This window comes from Actinomadura sp. K4S16 (genome assembly GCF_008327685.1).
Classification (GTDB): Bacteria; Actinomycetota; Actinomycetes; order Streptosporangiales; family Streptosporangiaceae; genus Spirillospora.
The window spans coordinates 422447-443131 of record NZ_BDDE01000015.1 but is presented as its reverse complement, the minus strand read 5'-3'; the positions used below and the strand labels follow the sequence as shown (position 1 = coordinate 443131).

Here is a 20685-nt window from a genome sequence, read left to right as displayed (position 1 = left end):
GGCCCTCCCGGCACGCGGGCGGATCCCGCGATACCGCTCCGGGCTCAGTCCAGCAGCAGGCCCATGTAGTACTCGTTGACCCGGTGCCCCTGGACGTCCAGCGCCGCCCGCCGGAGCCCTTCTACCTGAAAGCCGCAATTCAGGTAAAGCGCCAAGGCGTGGCGATTCTGCTCCATGACGGTGAGTTCCAGGCGTCGCATTCCGCGCGTCCGCGCCTCCTGGACCGCCGTCCGCATCAGCGCTCCGCCCAGACCCCGGCCGCGATGGCCCGAGCGCACACCGGCCACCACGTAGCCGGTGCGCTTGGCCCTGGCGTAGGGGAGCACCCTCACGTCGACGTAGCCCACCGCCGCGGGCCCGTCCAGCGCCACGACCAGGTACGACAGGTTGCGTCCCTCGGCGCAGGCGGCCAGCCGCAGCTTCAGCGGCTCCAGGTCGGGCTCCCGCTCGCCGGGCTCCAGGAGCATGAACTCCGTCTCGTTGTCCAGAGTGTGCTGCAGTTCCGCCAGAGCCGACGCGTCTCCCGGACGCGCAAGCCGGATCAACGGATCATTAACCGTCACGCCCTCAGTGTGCCAGATGCAAATAGACCCCATTTTCAACCAAACGCCACAACTGCGTCCCAAATCCGCAAGAAACGAGCCGTCAACCGGTAACGGCGCCGCCCACCGCCATTACCTTCCGCGCGGCGCGTCCGCGTCCGCCGGGGGCCGCCCTCCGCCTCCGGCACGACCGCGGGCCCGGAATCGGGGTGGGTTCCGGGCCCGTTCTCGTCGTGGCGCCTCTCGCCCTCGGGGCGGGGCGCGACCGTCGGCCCGCGCGGCGGACCGGACGATCCCGATCAGTAGTTCGGGTTGTTCGCGGTGGGGATCTGGATGCTGATCGGAAGGTCGCCTCCGGACAGGAAGAGCAGGGTGCCCAGGCGGATGATCTCGTCGAACGCCCAGTAGATCTCCAGCAGCCCGGGGGGAGCGTCCGTGATCTTGAGCAGGCCCTCCTTGATGGCGACGAAGGTCGGCCAGAACGCGGCGAAGGCCGGGTCCCACACCGGTTCCCGCGGGATCTTCAGCCAGCCGGCGATCTCGTCGCCGAGCATGTAGCGCGTGAGCGCGCCGAGGATGTGCGTGGTCAGGATCCCGCCGTCGATGGTCGCGCCGAGGTGGAGCAGGACGTCGGCCAGCTTGATGCCCTCGGGGGTGGGGGCGAGGACCGGGTCGAGGACCTGCGCGGCCTGGGCGTCGGCCTCGTCCCAGGAGTTGGGGATGTACTCGTCCAGGATGCCGAGCATGTGCGCGGTCAGCTGCCAGGAGTGCAGGAACGCCGCGGACTCGTCGGCCGGGATCGGCACCTTCCACCTGGCGAGCTGCTTCATCACCGTCGTGGGCAGGCTGTGCCAGGTGACCATCATGTCCGCCTGGCTGATCGGGATCTGCTCGTCGGCGACCTGGTCCCAGTACGTCGACTGGGGCAGCAGGTGGCGCACGCCCGCGTGGGCCAGCCGCGTCTTGACGCAGGTGACGATCATCTCGCCGTCGGGCTGGAAGGCGTTCCGGGTGCCGATGTCGTAGCCGAGCTTGGCGGTCTTGGTGATGCGGTCCTTCATGTCCGCGCCGCCCTTGGAGTAGTAGACCGCGCGCGCCTCGTGCGGGATGGCCGTGCTCATCATCCCGCTGGCGAAGCCGTAGGTGACGCCGAGGTAGGTGCCGCGCTTCTGGTTGAACTTGAACGCGGTCGCGAGCTTCGTCTGGTCGGCCCAGGAGGGCGGCTGGCGGGCCTTCTCGATGAACTGCCGCAGGTCGTTCGGCAGCCCGCTCGGCAGCGCCTGGCCGTTCTTGGTCCAGGTCTTCAGCAGCTTGTTGACCTCGGGGACGGCCCCGTCGTCGATCAGCGAGGCGACGAGCGGGTCGGCCTCTTCGTCCCACACCCACCGGGGGTCGACCCCCTTGCCGGCGCCCACGACCGATCCCTTGGGGGACCACGTCCACAGCGGCCTGGCCTGCGCGGGCGTCGCGACGCTCAGCGCGCCGAGCGCGCCGAGCACCCCGCCCGTCATCAGCACGTTGCGTCTGCTGGGTTGTTCCATGCCTTTCCCTCCTCGGGAGCCGAGAGCGGCAGGCTGATACAATGAAACGCATTGCGCTTCTGCGTATCAGCGTCGACATCATGAGAGCACACTGTGGGCTTCGTCACAAGACCCTTCGTGACGAAGGTGAACGATTCGGGCAGAATCAATGGCCTCGGGAGGGGATCGTGGAACCTGTGCTGTCGTTCCTCATGACGTCCGCGGACTCGGAGTCGATGCTGGAGAGCGTCTACGTCGAGGCCGTCGAGCAGGTCGACGACGTGGACGAGACCCGGTCGCGCGTCCTCGACGCGGCCTACGCGCAGTTCTGCCGGATGGGCATCCAGCGGTCCACGATGGACGACGTGGCCCGGCGCGCCGGCGTCTCGCGGATCACGGTCTACCGGCGCTTCGCCACCAAGGACGCCCTGGTGGAGCAGGTGGTGCGGCGGGAGTTCCGCCGGTACTTCGACCGGTTCCTGGTCGAGATCGAGCAGGCCGAGACCGCCGCCGACCGGGTGGTGCTGGGCTTCGTGAGCTCGCTGCGCGCCATCCGGGGCAACCCCCTGATCGGCGGCCTGATCGCCACGGAACCGGACCTGCTGCTGCCCTCCCTGATCGGGGACGGCCGGACCCTCGCCACCGTCCGGCGGTTCGTCGCCGACCAGCTCCGCCGCGAGCAGCGCGCCGGCAACGTCTCAGCCGACCTCGACACCGAGTACGTGGCCGAGATGATGGTCCGGATCTCCGGCTCCCTCCTGGCGATCCCCAGCCACATCATCGACCTCGACGACGAAGACCAGCTGGCCGCCCTGGCCCGCCGCTTCCTGGTCCCCATGCTGGAACCGGGAACCCCCCGCCTCGACCACCCCTGACCCCGAGGAGCCGGGGGCGGCCCGCCACCGTCAGCCGGGACGCTTGACGGCCGTCTGAAGGCCGATCCCGGTGCCGGTGAGGACGGCCGGTGCGGCCGGCGCCAGACCGGCGTCCCGCTGCCACTGGGCGATCTCGTCGGGCGACCATGTGCCCGCGCGGCTCGTCAGCCCGAAGTAGAAGTCGGTGAGCGCGCCGAACTGACTGACCTCGCCGACGGGGTCGAGGCGGAAGGGCTCGATGACGGCGTGGACGCCACCGGGCCGCAGCGCCCGGGCGGCGCGTCCGGCCAGGATCCGGTTCTGCTCGGCGGTGAGATGGTGCGCGACGCTCGCCAGCAGCACGACGTCGTAGTCCTCGGCACCGAGATCGTCGTGCAGAGCGTCGCCCTCGCGATGCACGACGCGGTCGCCCATCCCCTCGGCGGCGAGCAGCGGCGCCGCGTGTTCGACCGCCTCGGGCAGGTCGAGGACCACGGCGGACAGCCCGGGATGTTCCCGGCACAGGGCCACCGAGTGGTACCCGTGCGAGCCGCCGATGTCCAGCAGGGCCCGGGCGCCCGCGGGGACGGGGATCAGCTGTGCGGCCTCCTGCGCGGGGACGGTCGCCAGCGCCCGCATACCGCGCTGGTAGGCCGCCCACCCCAGGTCGTCCAAGTGCTCGTGGACGTCCACCGGACGGCCGGTGCGCACGTACTCCACGGCGTGCGCCATCACGTCCCACTCGTAGAACTGGAACTCCAGCTTGTCGGCCAGGGAGCGCGGACCGCGGCGCGGGAGCCAGGTCCCTGCCTGCGGAGTCAGCGAGTAGGTGTCGTGGTCGGCCCGCAGGTATCCGGCCCCGACGAGCGCGAGGAGGAGCTTTCCGGTGGCCCGCGGGTGGGTCCGGCAGCGTTCGGCGACCTCGTCGAGCGTGGCGGAGCCGCCCGCGAGAGCGTCGAAGACGCCCAGGTGCGTCGCGGTCATCACCACCCGTGCCAGGGTGAACGCGAACTGCGTCTCGAACAGCGGCGTCGGGGCCAGCCCCGCCTCCAGCGCTCGGCGCTCCTGAGGACTGTCCGGGATCACTCCGATTCTCATGCTCTCCCCCTGACGGCGGTCGACTGAACGGCCTCGGTACGTCGAGTCTCGCCGAGTCGGCCCGGCGCGCCCTTGGACACGAGTGCACATCCATTGGCCGCCAATGCGGCCGGACTTCCGGATGCCTGGGTGAGCGGACGAGATGGCCGTGGCCAACGCGTCTTCGGCGAGTGCGCGGATCGCCAAGGACCGCGCACCGTCCTCCATGGCGGCAACGCGCCCGCGGACCCGACGCTTGGCTGCGGTACCGGCGGACGCGGCTCCGCGGACGGGAGGAAGCATGACCAGGCACTGGACGGCGGTCGTGCTCGGCTGCGCTCTCGCCGCGGGGACGGCGGCGTGCCAGGCGCCCGGACAGGCGGGAGGCGGTCCAGGCTCCAGCGGCTTTTCCCTCCTGGACCCGGTCGGCCGCAGGCTCTACCACCCGCTGCGTCAGGACAACGAGAACGGGGAGGCGTTCGGCAGCTTCTACAGCGCGCCACTGGCACCGTGGGTGCGCTACGAGGCGCACGTGTACTTCCCCGCGCTGCCGCCCGGTGCCCGCCGGGTCACCGTGCTCACGCCGGGGACGACGGCCGAGATGCCCGGGGTACCGGTGGTCAGCGGCGCCGCGCGGCCGTCCGTCCCCATACCGACGGCCGGGGAGCGCCCTCCTACAACCAGTCCCTGTCGGAGCGACGCGCCGCCGCCGTGCGCGACGCGCTGCGACAGGCGACCGGCGGGCGGCACCACCGCTTCCAGGTCGCCGGGAAGGCGGCCGACGAGCCGGCGCCGACCGCCCCACCGGGACGCCTGGCGTCGCCAAGCGCGGAGAGACAGGGCCGCCGTCCCCGTTCCGCGGCGGAGACGGGCCGGTGGTGGCCGAGCGCACCGCGACCGAGGGCGTCACCGGCGCCTTCCTCAGCGGAACCCTCCTCCTGGACGAGCCCGACCTGCCGCAGCGCACCTACATGTACGTCCCCGCCCCGCCCCGCGGCACCACCAGGGCCACCTTCGACGCCGGCCCCTTCGGAAAGATCCCCAACGTGCCTCTCCAAGGACGATGAAATGAGCACGAATTACGTTTTCGCAGGCAGCGATCTCATCGAACGCCAGCTGCGGTGCATCTCCGAGACCTTCGACGAGGCCACCGCTCGGACACTGGGCAAGACCGGGATCGGACCGGGATGGCGGTGCCTGGAGGTCGGCGCCGGGAACGGATCGGTCGCCGGGGCGATGGCCGCCATGAGCGGGCCCCGCGGCCACGTGATGGCGACCGATATCGACATCGGCCACCTGCGCGCCGCCGACGGAGTGCAGGTGCGGCGCCACGACATCGTCCAGGATCCGCTGCCCGAGGGGCACTACGACCTGATCCACGCACGGCTTCTGCTGATGCATCTGCCGCAGCGGCGTGCGGTCGTCGAGCGGCTGACGCGGGCGCTGCGTCCCGGCGGCTGGCTGGTGACCGAGGACTACGACCTTTCGGGACGGCTCAGTCTCCTGGCCGCGCCCTATCGGGAGGCCTCCGGGCTCGTGGCCAAGGCATGGAACGGCCTGCGGACCGTGTTGAGCGAGGCCGGCGTCGACCTGGCGTGGGGCGGCCAGGCGCGCCATGCGTTCACCGAGGCCGGGCTCACCGACGTGTGCGCCGAGGCGATCGGCTTCTCGGGCGGACCCGGCTCGCCGGGACGCGAGCTGGTTCCGATCGCGATCGAGCAACTGGGGCCGCGCCTCATCTCCGCCGGACTCCTCACGGCGGACGAACTGGGCTCCTGCCTCGCGGCGCTCAGGGCCCCGCACGCCATCGTCTTCACCCCGCCGTACGTCGTCACGCTTGGCTGTCGCAAAGGCGGTTGACCGCGTCCCTCCGCATTCGTTCATATGGGCCATAGAGCCTCTGCGAGGTGCGAGGCGCTGATCGAAGCTCTGCCGGGGGAGGGGGCGGTGGTCGTGAGAACGCTGTTCAGCACCGATGACGTGCCGGACGCCGAGCGGTACGGCTACTGGCAGCACATGCACCGCGAGGCGCTGGCCGCCGAGTACGTCTTCCCGAACGGCCGGCACGACTGGTTCCGCGGTCACTGCGCCGTCACGCAGGTCGGAGCGATGAGAGCGGCCGTGCTGACCTGCGCCGGCGGCCCGGCTCCCGGGGTGGGGGAAGGCCGCCGCACCCCCGGATTCACCGACCAGCTCGACGGCTACGAGCTCAAACTGGCGATCGCCTGCGAAGAGTTCGCCGTGACCCAGGACGGCCGCCGGGCCGACCTGCGTCCAGGGGACTTCACCCTCACCGACCTCGCCCGGCCGTCCTCGGCGACGGTCGTGGGCCGCCACCGCAAGAAGGTCGTCTCCATCACCATGCCCCGGGCACTGCTGCCGTTGCCACCTGCCCAAGTCGCGCGGCTCACCGCCGTCCCGCTGCCCGGGCAGGACGGAGCCGCCGCCCTGGCATCGACCTTGCTTCGGCGCGTCACCGCGGACGCCGGGGCCTACCGGCCCGCCGAAGCCGCCCACATCTCCAACGCCCTGCTCGACCTGGTCGCCGCCGCCCTCGCCGGACGCATCGCCACGCCCGCCGCGGTACCGCCCGAAGTCGAGCGCAACGCCCTGCTGCACCGCATCTACGCCTACCTGCACCAGCGCCTGGGCGACCCCGCCCTGACCCCGCGGCAGATCGCCGCCGCCCACAACATCTCGCTCCGCCAACTCCACAAGCTGTTCGAGAGCGAGGACTGCACGGTCGCCGAGTGGATACGCCGCCGGCGCTTGGACCGCTGCCGCCGCGACCTCACCGACCCCGCCCTGTCCAACCGTCCGGTCGGCGCCATCGCGGCCCGCTGGGGCGTCCGCGACCCCGGCCACTTCAGCCGCCTCTTCCGCGCCGCGTACGGCGTCCCGCCCGGCGAGTACCGGACCCTGTACACACCGCGCCACGCCCCACCGCGCGCCTAGGCGCGGGCCGGGCCCGGGGGTGTCAGACGGCCCGGTGGACGGCGTTGTGGAAGCCGTCGAGAAGGTGCTCGGCGAAGAGGCGGGCTACGAGCTCACCGCGGGTGGTGGTACCGGTCTTGCCGAAGACGGCCTTGATGTGGTCGCGCACCGTGTGGGCGGAGAGGGTGAGCGCGGCGGCGATCTCTCTCGTGGTGAGCCCCCGCGCGAGCAGCATGACGATCTCGGTCTCCCGTTCCGTGAGGCGGTAGGACTCCAGCAGGATCGGGGTGAGGTCCGCGGCCCTCGCCGGTTCGATCACCATGGCGACGTCGCCGGCGCCGTCCTGCATGGGGCCGGCGGTGACCCGGAACCAGCGGCCGGAGCGGCCCCGCACCCGCGTGACGAGCCGGTTCGCGGTACGGGTCGACCGGGCTCGTGTCGCGACGGTGCCGAGGATCGTGGGCAGACCGGGTTCGTCGACGCCGGTGGTGCGAAGGTCGTCGAGGAGTTCGCCGGCCTCGACGGTGAGGTCCCGGATCCCGTTGGAGCCGTCGACGACGACCATCGCCGTGGGGGAGCCCGCGTCGGCTTCGAGCCTGCACGCGCTGCTCTTGACGGAGCGGGTGATCAACGGCAGGAGAGCCTGGACGTGCTCGACCTCGCGGCGGGGGAACGGGCCGTCCGCGGAGGCCCGGAGGAGGGCGGCGACACCCCAGCAGCGGCCCCCGACGACAAAGGCGGCGCGGAGTTCGTCGGCGACGCCCAGGGGGGCGTACAGGTCGGTGTAGATCGGCGCCCGCGCGAGGTCGCCGTCCGTGGCCTCGAACAGCGTGGCGACCGGGTCGGTGCTGCGGGCCAGGGTGTTGAACTTGTTGAAGCCGGGGGCGAGGAGCTCGTTGTCCCAGAAGGGGCCGCAGGCGTCCGGCGAGAAGCCTTCGACCACCCCGCCGGTCGGCAGCAGCGTGCGGGGATCCGCCGTCATCACCGCGCACCAGGAGAAGCGCGTGACCGCGTGCAGAGCCGCCACGGTCTCATTGAGCACGGTGACCATGGGAGTCTCCGCCGTCACCTCCCGAAGGAGGCGGTCACGGGCGCGGGCGAACTGCTCGGTGCGCACGCAAGCAGGCTACGAGGCGTGCGCCCGCGCCGCCATCCCGCGATCGAGGGGGCCGACCGTCCGGACGGGGGGCGCCCTCCACCAGGTCAGGGGATTCTCGCCGGACGAGCACGCTCCGTACGTTGCGTTCATCGACTCACTCGAAGGGATCGCGATGACCACAACGGAGGCGGCCTCCGCGGCGCAGCCCGTACGGGCCGCCCTGGTCGGCATTCAGCACGTCGGGCTCACCGTCACCGACGTCGAGGCGAGCGCGGCCTGGTACCAGAGAGTCCTGGGGCTCCGGCGCCAGTTCGACGAACCGCACCATCGGAGCGACAAGGGCGGCCATTCGATCGTGCTGGGCACGGACGACATGGCGTTCAACCTCGGGCTCGACCACCACCCCGGGAACGGAGGGGAGGGATTCGACCCCGTCAGGACCGGCCTGGACCATCTCTGCCTCCAGGTGGCGTCGCTGGACCAGTTGCACGCGTGGACGGCGCGGCTCGACGCCGAGGGCGTCGCGCACTCCGGCGTCTACCCGATGGAGGGCATGCCGATCTCGCTCCTCACCTTCCGCGACCCCGACGGGATCCAGCTCGAGCTGATCGCCTTCCACTCCTGACCGCCGCACGAGAACGACTGGAGAACCCATGGACACGACGCATTCTCAGGGGACCACGCCGCGCGAGGTCATGGACGAGGTGCTCGCCCGCCACTTCGCCGCGGAGGAGGCCCACGACCGGCCGGGGATCCTCGCCACGCTCACCGACGACGCCGAGCACGAGCCGGTGGGGTTCCCCGGCGCCCCGTTCCACGGACACGACGAGCTGATGGGCTTCTACGAGGCGCTCTTCACCGAGCTCGAGCAGGTCGCCGTCGAACCCGTCCGCCGGCTCCACGGCCCCGGCTTCCTCGTCGACGAGGTGCAGTACCGCGGCAGGGCGTACCGGAACTTCATGGGCTTCGACTTCGGGCCGGACGGCAGGCCGGTCGACTTCCGGCTCCTCCACGTCTGCGAGTTCACCGGCGACCGGATCAGCCGCGAGCAGGTGTGGCTCGACGTGAACGCGATCCGAGCCCAGGCAGGCTGACGGAGCCGTCCCTGGGCCGAGCCGGACCCGAGGCCGTCCGCGGAGGAGGGGCGTGACAGGATGTGACCTGTCGTGACCCCCATGCCTCCGCTCAGGTCAGTGCGCGCGTCGATCTTCGCGACGGTGTGCGTGATCCTGACGTGCCTCGGGCACTTCACGGCGTCGGGCCGTCCGATCGCCGTCTGGGCGGTCGGCGCGGCGTTCGCGGGCACGCTGGGGTTCGCGTACGTCCTGGCAGGACACGAGCGGTCCCTGGCCACGATCATGGGCGGGCTGCTGGGCGGCCAGTTCGTGCTGCACACGCTGTTCACCGCCGGTCACGCGCACCATGCGGCCGGTCGGCCGGTCGTGCACGATGATGACGCCTCCGGCGGTCTCGGCATGACGCTGGCGCACCTGCTGGCCGCGGTCGTCTCGGCCTGGTGGCTGCGGCGCGGTGAGCGCGGCGCCTGGCTCCTGGCACGCCTGGCGGCCGGGGCCCTGCTACGCCCGCTGCTGCTGTCCCTGCAGGTCGCGGAGGTCCTCGACGGACCTGCCGTGGTCCCCGGCGAAGCCGTCCTGCCGCGCCCGCGAAGCCCGGTGCTGCGGCACGTCCTGGTCCTGCGCGGCCCTCCGGCCGGTGCTCTGGCGCGTTGACGCGCCTGACGTGACGACCCCTGCCGCGGGTTGTCTTCGCCGTGCGCTCACGCACGGTCCGTTCCAGCACCAGCCGAAGGACTTCACATGCTCAGCAAGAACGACGTGCGCCTGCCTGCCCTCATTGCGGGCCTGGTCGCCTCTTCCCTGCTCCTCGCCGCCTGCGGCGGTGAGGCATCCGACACCACCCCTCCGGCCGCGCCGACGGCCCCCGCCGCCGGGAGGGCGGCGGCGCTGACGGTGACCGATCCCTGGGTGAAGACCGCGGACAAGGGCATGTCGGCGGCGTTCGGCAGCCTGGTCAACCCGACCGGCGCCGACGTCACCGTCGTCTCGGTCACCACCCCGGTCTCGCCGAAGGCCGAACTGCACGAGGTCGCCGGCACGGGCGGAATGACGAAGATGCGGCCGGTCAAGGGCGGTTTCGTCGTCCCCGCCGGCGGCCGCCTCGAACTCAAGCCGGGCGGGTTCCACATCATGCTCATGGACGTGAAGACCCCGATCAGGCCGGGTGACCGGGTCGCGTTCACCCTCACTTTGAAGGACGGCGCCACGGTCCCGTTCAGCGCCCTCGGCAAGGCCTTCGAGGGCGGCAACGAGTCGTACGCGCCGGAGGGCTGATGTCCGCGCGGAACCTCAGCCGGCGGGCCCTGTTCACCGGTGGGGCGGTGGTGGCGGCCGGACTGGCCGCCACCTCGTCCTGCGGCCCCGACCGGCCCGCCGGGACGCGACCGCACGACCAGCCGCCGCACGGGATCGAGCCCTTCCACGGACCCCACCAGGCCGGCATCGCGACGTCCCCGCAGACCCACGCGGCGTTCGTCGGTCTCGACCTCAGACCCGGCGTCGACCGCGCCGGACTCGGCCGGTTGATGCGGCTCCTCACCGACGACGCCCACCGCCTCACCCAGGGGCGGCCGGGCCTGGCCGACGCGCAGCCCGAACTCGCCGATCTCCCGGCCCGACTCACCGTCACCTTCGGGTTCGGCCCAGGCCTGTTCGCGGCCGCCGGACTGGAACACCAACGACCGTCCGCACGGCTGCCCCGTTTCGACGTCGACCGCCTGGAGGACCGCTGGAGCGACGGCGACCTGCTCGTCCAGGTGTGCGCCGACGACGCCGTCACACTCGCGCATGCCGTGCGCTTCATCGTCAAGGACGCCCGGGACTTCGCCGCCGTCCGCTGGACCCAGCGCGGCTTCCGCCGCACCGCCCAGCCGCCAGGCCAGACCCAGCGCAACCTGATGGGGCAGCTCGACGGCACCGTCCAGCCCGCCGACCTGGCCAGATCCGTCTGGATCTCCGATGGGCCCGCCTGGCTGCGCGGCGGGACGACGATGGTCCTGCGCCGGATCCGGATGGACCTCGAGAAATGGGATCGGGCCGACGACGCCGCCAAGCAGTTCGCGATGGGGCGCGACATCAGGACCGGAGCCCCGCTCACCGGTGAGCGCGAGCACGACGAGCCCGATCTCGCCGCCAAGAACGGCAACGGCTTCCCGGTCATCCCCGAGGAGGCCCACATCCGCCTCGCCCGCGCCGACGACCCGTCCCTGCGGATCCTCCGCCGCGGCTACAACTACGACGAAGGGATCACTCGGGAAGGCGTCGTGGATTCCGGTCTCCTGTTCGCCTGCTACCAGGCCGACCTCGACCGTCAGTTCACACCCGTCCAGAAGCGCCTCGCCGCCTCCGACATGCTCAACCTGTGGACGACGCCCATCGGCTCCGCCGTCTTCGCCGTCCCACCCGGCTGCCGACCCGGGGGTTGGATCGGCGAGACCCTGCTGGCCTGACCCTGTGAACACCTGGTGTCCGCCGCACGATTGTCAGCGCGTCGTGCGGCGGACACCGCCTGGCCGCAGCCGTCAGGAAGGGAGCCTTCCCGACCTTCGGGCTTCGGCGAAGGGACTTTCGTCCCTGGGGCGGGCACGGCCGAGTCGAGAGCCTTGGTCGGTCCGCTGGACCGGTCCGGCCGCGACAGGCCGGATCGACGTCGTTCCCGTCCCGAAAGGTCTGTGCCATGCCCGCCACGCCCGACGCCGACTCCGCCGGTTCTCGTCCCGCAGACTGCTTTCCGGCGTCCGAGACCGCGTTGCTGCGCGACCTCGAGCCGGTCGTCGCAGCCGAGGTGGACCGGCATCTGTCGGCGGCCACGGACTGGTCCCCTCACCAGTACGTGCCGTGGAGCCGGGGACGCGACTTCGAGTTCCTGGGCGGCGAGGGCTGGGAGCCGGGCGATTCCACCGTGTCCCCGCAGTCGCGGGAGGCGCTGCTGGTGAACCTGCTGACCGAGGACAACCTGCCCTACTACCACTCCGCCATCTCCCACATCATGGGCGGTGACGGCGCCTGGGGCTTCTGGGTGAACCGGTGGACCGCCGAAGAGGCCCGGCACAGCATCGTGATCCGCGACTACCTGACCGTCACCCGTGCCGTCGACCCCGAGGAGCTCGAACGGTACCGGATGGCCCACATGCAGGGCGGATACCAGCCCGACCATGGAGAAAGCCTCCTGCGCGGCCTCGCGTACGTGTCGTTCCAGGAGCTGGCCACCAGGGTGTCGCACCGCAACACCGGCCAGGTGTCGGGCGATCCGGTCTGCGAGCAGCTCATGGCGCGAGTGGCGTCCGACGAGAACCTCCACATGGTCTTCTACCGCAACGTCATCGCGGCGGCCTTCGAGGCGGCGCCGGACGAGACGATGCGGGCGGTCGCCGACGTGGTCACCGGGTTCCAGATGCCCGGCCACGCCATCGACGGGTTCTGGCGCAAGTCGGTCGCCATCGCGAACGCGGGGATCTACGACCTGCGGCTGCACCACGACACCGTCCTCAAGCCGGTCCTGCGGTACTGGCGGGTCCACGACCGCACCGACCTCGGACCGGCCGGAGAGGCGGCCCGCGAGCGACTCGCGGCGCACCTGGAAACCCTGAACACCGCGGCCACCCGATTCGAGGAGCGCCGCGCCGAACGCCGCGCCCGCCAGGCAGCCCGCAGGCAGGACTGAGAACGGGGCTGCGCACCTCCGCCGATGACCAGAGAACTCAATCAGCTCGGACTCAGATGCGCGGGTCGACCGGGGTGAGGACTCCGAGCCGGTCCTCTATGGCCTGAGCCGCGTCCAGGCACAGGTCCTCCCGGAACGCGCGCCCGACGATCTGCACTCCGGTGGGGAGCCCGTCGACCACGCCGGTCGGCACGGCCACACCGGGCACGCCCACGAAGCTGGTCACGCTGCACAGGCGCAGTCCCGCGCCGACCCGGTCGCGCCCCGCCCCGTCGCGCGACTCCAGCCCCGGCTCGACCGGCGGCTCGGTGAACGAAGGGCCGAGCAGCAGGGGGTACGCGTCGAGGAACTCGGCCCACGAGCGGCGGATCGCCATCCAGGTGCCCATCAGCTTCATGAACTCCTCCGCGCTCGCGGGCGGGGTCCGCTCCATCGCCATCCCGATGTAGCGGTCCCCGCCCTCGCCGAGCAGCTTGCGCACCACCGGCCAGGTCGGGGCGAACTCGGTCACGGTGATGCGGCCGTACGCCTCCAGAGCCTCGTCCAGCCGCGGTACGTCCGGCACTTCGCGCACGTCGTAACCGGCGTCGCGGAGTGCGCCGGCCGCGGTCTCGATGGCTCCGCGGACCGCGGGGTGGACGCCGTGCTCGCCGGGGTCCGCCACCACCGCGACCTTCAGCGGCCCGGGCAGCGCTTCGCCGTACGCGGGCACCGGCACGGCCCGGGGGTCTCGCGGATCGGTGCCGGCCAGCACCTCGTAGACCAGCCTCAGGTCGCCCACGCACCGGGCCAGCGGGCCGTCGGTGACCAGCATCTGGGACGCCGGGCCCGGATCGTCCGGGCCGAGGACGCGGTGGTCCGCCGGAAACCGCCCCGTGGACGGCTTCAGCCCGGCCACGCCGCAGAACTGGGCCGGTACGCGCACCGAGCCCCCGGAGTCGTTGCCGAGGCCGAGCGCCGCCATGCCCGTGGCGACGGCCACCGCGTCGCCTCCGCTGGAGCCGCCCGGGGTCCGGCTGGCGTCCCACGGATTGACCGTGTCGCCGAACAGCTCGCTGCGCGTGTGCATCCCCGCCAGGATCAGCGTGGGGATGTTGCTGTGCCCGATGGGGACGGCCCCGGCCGCGCGCAGCCGCGCCACCGGGGGCGCGTCGGCCGGCGCCACCAGATCCCGGAAGCGCTCCGTGCCGAACGTGGTCGGTACGCCTTCGACGGCGGTGCTCTCCTTCACGGTGAACGGCACGCCCGCGAGCGGTCCCAGCGCTTCACCGGCGGCCCGCCGGCGGTCCGTCCGTTCCGCGGCCTCGCGTGCGCGCCCCGCCAGGAGCTGCGTGACCGCGTTCACCTGCGGGTTGACCTCGGCGATGCGGTCGAGGTGGCTGTCGACCAGTTCGACGGCGGAGACCTGCGCTCCGCGCACGGCCTCCGCCTGGGCGGGGGCCGACATCTTCCACAGGGCGTCCTGCATGGCACTTCCCTCCCCACGTACCGATGCGCTCGCATCGGAACCCTGACCGTACCCTGGAACCGATACGAGCGCATCGAATAAAATGCGCCGCGAAGCGAGCACCGTCGGAGCGCAGGAGAGGCATGCCCAAACAGGTGGATCACGTGAGCCGGCGCCGCCTCATCGCCGAGGCCGTCTGCAGCCTCGCCGACGAACGCGGCCTGGAAGGCGTGACGCTCCGCGACGTCGCGGCCCGCGCGCAGGTGTCCATGGGCGCGGTTCAACGGTGCTTCCGTACGAAGGAAGAGATGCTCGTCTTCGCGCTCGGGCACATCAGCGAGCGGATCAACGAGCGCGTACAGGCCCGCCTGGTCAGGAGCCCGGCCCAGTCGCCCGGCACCGCCCTGGGCCATGCGGTCACCGAGGTCTCACTGCTCAGGGAGGAGCACCGCGCCGAGGCCAGAGTCTGGCTCGCCTTCGTAGCCCAGGCGGCCGTCAGCACGCCCCTCGCCGACACGCTGAAAAGGAACTACGCAGCCCTGCAGGAGGCGTTCACCAGCCTCATCTCGGAAGCCGGCGAGGCCGCCGCCTCCCTCGACCCGCAACGCGAGGCCCGCACCCTCCTAGCCCTCGCAGACGGCCTCACCACCCACGTCCTCATAGGCCACCTAACCCCCCAAGAGGCCCACGACGTCTTCCACACCCACCTGACCACCCTCTGGATAGCAACTGCTCCAGCCTCCTGACTTCCAGGTGTCCGAACGAAATGCGAAACGACAGCCGACCGGACCTCCGCGTTCCCGCACAACGAACCATCCCCTTGTAGAGATATCGCCTCGCCTCCAACCCGGTCGTGCGCAGGCGGCCCAATACAAGATCCGTGCTAGCAGACGATGCGCCAGGCGTGTTGCTGCGGCCAGTGTTCGATCCGGACCGCATTCGGCTGCGCCGAACTCCCTCAGTGTGCGTCAAGAACCTAGCCGACCGGGTTGTAAAGGGCAGGAAGGGGACGGAGTTATGGTCCCTGTGGACCGCAGGTCCTGCTGAAGGCGGCAGGGCCGAAACGCTGAGAAGATCGCAGTTAAAAGCGATCACGAGAGGGGTTTCGCTCGGCCCCTTCGCTGTCTGAGATCTGTCCTCATGACCGTTGCGGAAGCACACGACCGGCGAGCGGACCGATGGGTAGGGCGCGGAGTCGCCCCGAACGTAGTTCCAGGTTCGCCGCCCCGACCGGTCTGGTGTGCAGCGGGACGAGATCTTGAAATTCTGTGTTCAGGAACCAACCTTGAGTGTGACGGAAGCGATGCAGATTATGGCCCTTGATTGAAGATCATTTCTTGACCCCAGCGCGATGCATCGAATTGAGGCCGGTGCATGTTACATAGCCACAGGGCATGTGGCTGCTACCGGACAGCGATGGCATGGAGCTACAGGTGTGACGCTCCGATGCCTTACTCTGGGGCCAATTAGATGTCCAGGGTAGTACGCGATCGAAGCCAGGCAAGGGTCCCATGGGTTTTAACACTGATGTCAGAATGATCGCACTAGAGGAATTCATTCCAGCGGATAGTGTGGAAGCTATGCTCGATGTGGCCCAAGCTCTCCTCGACATGCTTCCGCAGCAGCGCACCGAAACGGCCGACTCGCTGAAGCGCTCCATGGTGTGGATGCGCAAATATATCGGTCCGACAAGTGAATACTGGGATTGGGTAACTTTTGAAGAACCCATAGACCAAAGCACAAATCTGAGAGTCTCATTTATTGGCTTGGGCTGGATTCTTGTACTGAAGAGGCATTTTGTAAGTGGTGTGGTCAGTCCGGCTCTCGTAGAGAGGGAACTGGCGACCGCAATGGACCATATAACCCAGAACATACCTCTCGAAGCAGTGTTGCGGCTTAGGGCGAAGCCCTGGGATCAGGCTAGCATCGCTAGGGTATATCGCTATCTGAATAATGCCGGGCACGCTGTGGAGAACGAGAGAACAAATCCCCACGTCATCAAATTCGATGGGTTCGAGATCACTCTCGATGATGGAGAGACGTTAGTCAGCAAGGCTGGAATCTCCAATCAGCTCGACCTGGCGATAAAGAAGTCGCTTAGGGACGTCAAGCGTTGGGCGAATGACGAAGGCCGATTCGAGGGTGCAGATTGGTGTGCTTATAAACGACGCCGTCTCACAACCGTAGTGCAGGCCGTGGCCGATCTAACTCCTTCGGAGGGCGATTTCGAGTTCACGAACGATCCCTCAGGGGACTATAGGCGAAGTCAGCAGAGAGGGTTTGATCGAATCTCCCTTCAGTCGTCACCCGACAAACCTTTCTGCAGTATCGTCTTTCCTGCCTACTCATATCACCAAGGGATACTCAATCCGCGCATGATGATCCGAACGACTGAAGAATGGAATTCCGAGTCGGTCGAAATCGTTGCGAGATACTATTCCTATTTGTGGGTGAATCACTATACGCGTCTCTGGAGGTATTTGGAGTTCGAAGATCAGTTCACCTATACGAGCGACGTTCGCCGCATTCGTGAATTGGATGAGGATTCGTACTATTCTTATGGGCGTCGTATGCGGGCCGTGGATACGCTGCGCGCTGGAATAGAGTTGGGAAACCGCATCGACGAAGGAAAGGTGGCCGCCTACCGCCCCCCTCATGACGTCTTCTGCATAGAAGCAGGGGTGGCACACGATGTGTCCATGTTGGAACGCCTCCGAACAACGCTGATCTCTTCGACCGTCACCAGTCTCAAGGAAGATCCCCTTCGGAGGGCCCCCGAGGTTCTCGAGCACGCTGTCCGAGAGTTGGGGCGATCGTATGAAAACTTTGCACAAGCGGCATCTCTGCGGATGCAGAGATCTTTGCAGATTCTTCAGGTTGTCCTTCTCGTAGGAGCTTTGGCACCTTTCCTCCTCTTGGTCCCTATACCCGAAGTGATCGATTCCGCTGCGGTCCATTCAAGCAACAGCATTGGATTGTACCGCGACATGCGAAATGCGAAGCAAAGTCAAGCTTGGTTGCGTGATCTAGATTTGAGCTTGTATACTTTTCGTCTGCTGTGTCTCGTCTCCCTCACTGTTGGATCACTGCTGATTCTTCGTGCCAGGAAGACGACGGCTCTCCTTCGACGTTTTTTTGAGTAATCCGCGGAAGGCGTGTTGTAAATGACGTACGATGCTGCGCCGCCAGAACAGATCTTTGTTGCCGGCACATGGAGTTCGACAAAAGCGGCTCGTTACGCCGAGCAGGCCTTTGAAGTAGGCCGACAGCTGGCATCCGCTGGCTTCGATTTGACCACCGGCCCGGGGACGGGCATCTCGGGCCATGTGATCAGCGGCTATCAGTCCATTGACGTGCGTGGAAAGGTTCGCATCTACCTGCCTCGACAAGAAGAAATGGACAAAGTGGGCGAATCTGTCGAGGCCGATGTAGACGAAGTAATCCGAACCGACTTCGACTATCCCATGAGGAATGTTTATCATGTTAGTCGCTGCCGAGGACTGATAGTGATCACTGGTGGTGACGGGACTCTCGAAGAGTGTCTGCCGGCTCTTATTGATTATAAGATTCCTGTGGCCGTGCTTCGTAAAAGCGGTTCCGCGGCGGAGGCATTGGAGTATCTTTCCAAGAAACTTTACACCGATTGGAATGATCTCTTGTTTTTTGCGGACACAGCCTTGGAGTTGGTGCCGCAACTCTCTTCCTTCTTGTCCAAATGCAAGAGGGTGGTTTCCTGATAGGTGTATCAATCGGCCCCGTTGAAATCTTGCCGCACGGCGGCGCGTGTGCTCGCTGTGGTCTAGACTCCATCGGACGGTGAGCTTGTCGCATAAGACGGCGTCGTATTCATACTCGGCAACCGTAGACGATCATTGACGTCCGGATGCGGCCAGGTGGGTTACCAAAAAGAGGGAAGATGTGACCGCGCGGTCGGCCTTTGCCTCTGTGAAATAACCAGGCCTTGACGTGCGATCTCACGCGGCTTCGCCCCAGCGGTCGCGCGCCGCCACCCTCTGCACCCATGCGGCGCAGTAAAGATCACACCGCGTGATCGTGCATTGCCTAGGGGAGGTGTCTCAGCGACGGAGTCTACGGCTCGCGCTCCAGAAGCAGACCCCGCCCAACGCCGTCAGCGTGAGGCCGAGCATCAGGGGACCGGCCACGAGGGCAGACCAACCCTCGGAGTCGCCGGGGTTTGAAACGTCACCCGTCCAGACGCCCGGGTCGACCATCGCTACATGGCGGCCCACGGTACGGTCGCCCTTCTTGTAGCCGAGGGCTTGGACGCCGCCATGGACGGTTCGCCCGTCCTCGGAGTACCAGTCGCCCTGCATCAGGGCGGAGATCTCTTCTGTTCAGAACCCCGCCCGCCGGCTTCATCGCCCGGACGGCTTAGGCGGTCTTGCGTTCGTCGACAGCCGCCAGGTTCCTCGGCAGAGGCAGAGCGCTCGAGTGCGAGAACATATGCCCTGCCTCGTGCGGGGTGAGCCGTTCCGCAGGCGAAGCGTTCAGGGTCAGGTTTAGCGAGTCGGCGCTCAGGTCACCACATCTTCCGGGTTTCCATGGAAGCCGCCCTCTCGCCTGTGAACGCGGGGACCGGCCAACCGCAGTGGGCGCACAGGGGCCGCGGGCAATTTGAATGCAACAGTAAGCCCCCGACCCGGTGTACTGGTCAGGGGCTTGGTGGGGCTGGTGGGTGGCGCCCCCGGCAGGATTCGAACCTGCGGCACCCGCTTTAGGAGAGCGGTGCTCTATCCCCTGAGCTACGGAGGCGTGTCGTCGCTCGCGGGTAGAGCGTAGCGGACGGCACCTACAGGGTAGAGGAAGGTGAGTGGTGTCCGCTCCCCGTTATGCCGCCGCGCACTAGGCCGCGCGGGGGCGGTGTGGGTACGCTTCCGTCCCGTGACGGGACGGCATCGTGGGCAGCCGAAGGACCAGGGCGCCGAGGAGCCGGCGGGCGAGGACCCGCCGCGCGGGAGGCGGGTCGCGGTCGTCGCGGCGGCGTTCGCGGTGCCCGTGCTCGTCGCGTCCGTGATCGCGTTCGGGCTGCGTGACGAGCCCGTGCGGGAGCGGCCCGAGTCGGCGGGACGGTCCGCCGAGAGCACGTCGCCGGCGCCGGAGGGCGAGCCGACGTTCGGGAGGTACGTGCCTCCGGAGGCGGAGCCGCAGGTGGCGACCAAGCCGCCGAAGCGGGCGCCCAGGCCGGCGGTGACGCCGCCGCGCAAGGCGAGGCCCGCGCCGTCGCCGTCCACCTCCGTACCAGGGCGTCCGTGCCCTGCGGGGTGGGAGGACGTGTGGTGGATGCGCCGGTGGTGTGAACATCACCGAGGTCGCTGAACCGGTTACGGACAGGTCATCGTAGAACCTGTAGTAGCGTTCTCGCGCTGATCCGATTCTGGGCATCAGGAGGAAAACCACCGTGCCGTACCCCAGGTCGGCGGCGCTGACCGCGGTCTTCCTGGTGATGGTGACGCTCTCACCGTCCGGCGCCGCGAACGCGGCCGCGGGGGCCGACCCGCTCGAGTCGCTGCGCCGCGAGGCGGCGAAGGCGCGCACCGAGCTCGAGAAGGCCACGAAGCAGATGGAAGGCCGGAAGAAGACTCTGGCCGCCTCGCAGGTGAAGCTGCGCACCACCCTGAAGGACCTCGCCGGCGCCGAGGCGGAGCTGAACCGGATCCGCGAGCCGCTGTCCAGGCTCGCGAACACCTCCTACCAGCAGAGCGGCGCGGCCGGCTCGATGGCGATCTTCGGGGGCGGCGACCCGAGCACGGCGCTGCGGTCGACGGCGGACGTGACGCTGATGGCGAGGTCGCAGCAGGCGCTCGTGGACCGTGCCGACGAGCTGCAGGACCGCCGGAAGCGGCTGGCCTCCGCGGCGCAGGAGCTGCAGTCGCGCAACGCGGTCGACCAGACCCGCCTCCAGCAGGAGGTGGACGGGTTGAAGAACCGGTCGGCGCAGCTGACGAAGCAGCTCAACGCGATGCTCGACAAGCTGGCGACGACGCGGCAGAAGCGGCTCGAACTCGGGTGCGACAAGTCGCTGGCGAAGGACGCGAAGAAGTTCCCCAACGGGCTCATCCCGTCGAAGTACCTGTGCCCGCTGCCGCAGAAGGGCGGGCACATGCTGCGGGCGGACGCCGCCCTCTCCTTCTACAAGCTGAACGAGGCGTACAAGCGCAGCTTCGGCCGCGACATGTGCGTGACGGACGCCTACCGGAGCCTGTCCGAGCAGCACCGCGTGTACGCGCAGCGGCCAGGCTTCGCCGCCGTGCCCGGGACGAGCAACCACGGCAAGGGGCAGGCCCTCGACCTGTGCGGCGGTGTGCAGAACTCGGGTTCCGCCCAGTTCAACTGGATGGAGGCCCACGCCGGGAAGTACGGGTGGATCCACCCGGCATGGGCCTACAGCAACCCGTTCGAGCCCTGGCACTGGGAGTTCGGGACCGAGGAAGGGTGAGCCTCGCGGCCCGCC

20 protein-coding genes, 1 tRNA gene and 1 pseudogene are annotated in these 20685 nt (G+C 68.8%); 16 read left to right on the top strand and 6 right to left on the bottom strand.

What is annotated here, in order from left to right; translation table 11 throughout:
- Positions 1 to 44: 44 nt before the first annotated feature.
- The gene (locus K4S16_RS23240; RefSeq protein WP_160161004.1) at positions 45 to 563 is read right to left on the bottom strand and encodes a GNAT family N-acetyltransferase; all 519 of its coding nucleotides are present in this window, start codon (positions 561 to 563) and stop codon (positions 45 to 47) included.
- A gap of 278 nt (positions 564 to 841) precedes the next feature.
- A complete protein-coding gene (locus K4S16_RS23235; protein WP_149261097.1) occupies positions 842 to 2083 on the bottom strand; it encodes an oxygenase MpaB family protein in 1242 nt (413 codons plus the stop codon).
- A gap of 191 nt (positions 2084 to 2274) precedes the next feature.
- Here K4S16_RS23235 and K4S16_RS23230 point away from each other — a divergent pair, with 191 nt between their 5' ends.
- Positions 2275 to 2937, top strand: a complete 663-nt coding sequence (locus tag K4S16_RS23230; RefSeq protein ID WP_149261259.1) for a TetR/AcrR family transcriptional regulator — start codon at positions 2275 to 2277, stop codon at positions 2935 to 2937.
- Between the two features lie 30 nt (positions 2938 to 2967).
- Here the strand turns inward: K4S16_RS23230 and K4S16_RS23225 are convergent, their stop codons facing one another.
- Complete coding sequence (locus K4S16_RS23225) at positions 2968 to 4014, bottom strand: class I SAM-dependent methyltransferase (protein WP_160161003.1); 1047 nt, start codon at positions 4012 to 4014, stop codon at positions 2968 to 2970.
- A gap of 129 nt (positions 4015 to 4143) precedes the next feature.
- Here K4S16_RS23225 and K4S16_RS46955 point away from each other — a divergent pair.
- From K4S16_RS46955 to K4S16_RS23215, 4 genes and pseudogenes are all read left to right on the top strand, one after another.
- A pseudogene (locus K4S16_RS46955) lies at positions 4144 to 4776 on the top strand (hypothetical protein); the annotation flags it as partial.
- Between the two features lie 95 nt (positions 4777 to 4871).
- Positions 4872 to 5060, top strand: a complete 189-nt coding sequence (locus K4S16_RS45850) for a hypothetical protein (RefSeq protein WP_235036998.1) — start codon at positions 4872 to 4874, stop codon at positions 5058 to 5060.
- A 1-nt stretch (position 5061) separates the two neighbouring features.
- Positions 5062 to 5853 carry a class I SAM-dependent methyltransferase gene (locus K4S16_RS45845; RefSeq protein WP_235036997.1) on the top strand — a complete coding sequence of 264 codons (792 nt, stop codon included), beginning with the start codon at positions 5062 to 5064 and terminating at the stop codon, positions 5851 to 5853.
- An 87-nt stretch (positions 5854 to 5940) separates the two neighbouring features.
- A complete protein-coding gene (locus tag K4S16_RS23215) occupies positions 5941 to 6948 on the top strand; it encodes a helix-turn-helix domain-containing protein (protein WP_160161001.1) in 1008 nt (335 codons plus the stop codon).
- 22 nt (positions 6949 to 6970) lie between these two features.
- Here the strand turns inward: K4S16_RS23215 and K4S16_RS45840 are convergent, their stop codons facing one another.
- On the bottom strand, positions 6971 to 8044 hold the full coding sequence (locus K4S16_RS45840; RefSeq protein ID WP_160161000.1) for a LuxR C-terminal-related transcriptional regulator: 1074 nt from the start codon (positions 8042 to 8044) through the stop codon (positions 6971 to 6973).
- A 154-nt stretch (positions 8045 to 8198) separates the two neighbouring features.
- Between K4S16_RS45840 and K4S16_RS23205 the strand changes: the two genes are divergently transcribed.
- From K4S16_RS23205 to K4S16_RS23180, 6 genes are all read left to right on the top strand, one after another.
- Complete coding sequence (locus tag K4S16_RS23205; RefSeq protein ID WP_160160999.1) at positions 8199 to 8651, top strand: VOC family protein; 453 nt, start codon at positions 8199 to 8201, stop codon at positions 8649 to 8651.
- 28 nt (positions 8652 to 8679) lie between these two features.
- Positions 8680 to 9120: a nuclear transport factor 2 family protein gene (locus K4S16_RS23200; protein ID WP_149261091.1), complete on the top strand. Its 441-nt coding sequence runs from the start codon at positions 8680 to 8682 to the stop codon at positions 9118 to 9120.
- 99 nt (positions 9121 to 9219) lie between these two features.
- Complete coding sequence (locus K4S16_RS23195; RefSeq protein ID WP_149261090.1) at positions 9220 to 9756, top strand: MFS transporter; 537 nt, start codon at positions 9220 to 9222, stop codon at positions 9754 to 9756.
- Between the two features lie 87 nt (positions 9757 to 9843).
- Positions 9844 to 10377: a copper chaperone PCu(A)C gene (locus K4S16_RS23190; protein ID WP_149261089.1), complete on the top strand. Its 534-nt coding sequence runs from the start codon at positions 9844 to 9846 to the stop codon at positions 10375 to 10377.
- A complete protein-coding gene (locus K4S16_RS23185; protein ID WP_149261088.1) occupies positions 10377 to 11552 on the top strand; it encodes a Dyp-type peroxidase in 1176 nt (391 codons plus the stop codon). The genes K4S16_RS23190 and K4S16_RS23185 overlap by 1 nt, the downstream gene beginning before the upstream one ends.
- A gap of 227 nt (positions 11553 to 11779) precedes the next feature.
- Positions 11780 to 12766: an acyl-ACP desaturase gene (locus K4S16_RS23180; RefSeq protein WP_149261087.1), complete on the top strand. Its 987-nt coding sequence runs from the start codon at positions 11780 to 11782 to the stop codon at positions 12764 to 12766.
- A gap of 52 nt (positions 12767 to 12818) precedes the next feature.
- On the opposite strand, the gene K4S16_RS23175 is transcribed toward K4S16_RS23180, so the two are convergent.
- Positions 12819 to 14234, bottom strand: coding sequence for an amidase (locus tag K4S16_RS23175; protein ID WP_149261086.1), 1416 nt, complete (start codon positions 14232 to 14234; stop codon positions 12819 to 12821).
- 122 nt (positions 14235 to 14356) lie between these two features.
- Here K4S16_RS23175 and K4S16_RS23170 point away from each other — a divergent pair, with 122 nt between their 5' ends.
- The 3 genes from K4S16_RS23170 to K4S16_RS23160 all read left to right on the top strand — a co-directional run bounded on the left by K4S16_RS23170 (position 14357) and on the right by K4S16_RS23160 (position 17950).
- Positions 14357 to 14959 (top strand): TetR/AcrR family transcriptional regulator, encoded by a 603-nt coding sequence (locus tag K4S16_RS23170; protein WP_149261085.1) that lies wholly within the window; start codon positions 14357 to 14359, stop codon positions 14957 to 14959.
- Between the two features lie 834 nt (positions 14960 to 15793).
- Entirely contained in the window at positions 15794 to 17356 is a 1563-nt protein-coding gene (locus K4S16_RS23165; protein WP_149261084.1) for a hypothetical protein, read from the top strand.
- Positions 17357 to 17377: 21 nt separating this feature from the next.
- Positions 17378 to 17950, top strand: coding sequence for a hypothetical protein (locus K4S16_RS23160; RefSeq protein ID WP_149261083.1), 573 nt, complete (start codon positions 17378 to 17380; stop codon positions 17948 to 17950).
- 960 nt (positions 17951 to 18910) lie between these two features.
- Here the strand turns inward: K4S16_RS23160 and K4S16_RS23155 are convergent.
- Positions 18911 to 18986: transfer RNA gene (locus tag K4S16_RS23155), tRNA-Arg, on the bottom strand.
- A gap of 129 nt (positions 18987 to 19115) precedes the next feature.
- Between K4S16_RS23155 and K4S16_RS23150 the strand changes: the two genes are divergently transcribed.
- Both K4S16_RS23150 and K4S16_RS23145 read left to right on the top strand, forming a co-directional pair.
- Complete coding sequence (locus K4S16_RS23150) at positions 19116 to 19550, top strand: hypothetical protein (RefSeq protein WP_149261082.1); 435 nt, start codon at positions 19116 to 19118, stop codon at positions 19548 to 19550.
- Between the two features lie 82 nt (positions 19551 to 19632).
- Positions 19633 to 20670 carry a D-alanyl-D-alanine carboxypeptidase family protein gene (locus tag K4S16_RS23145; protein ID WP_149261081.1) on the top strand — a complete coding sequence of 346 codons (1038 nt, stop codon included), beginning with the start codon at positions 19633 to 19635 and terminating at the stop codon, positions 20668 to 20670.
- The last annotated feature ends 15 nt before the right edge of the window (positions 20671 to 20685 follow it).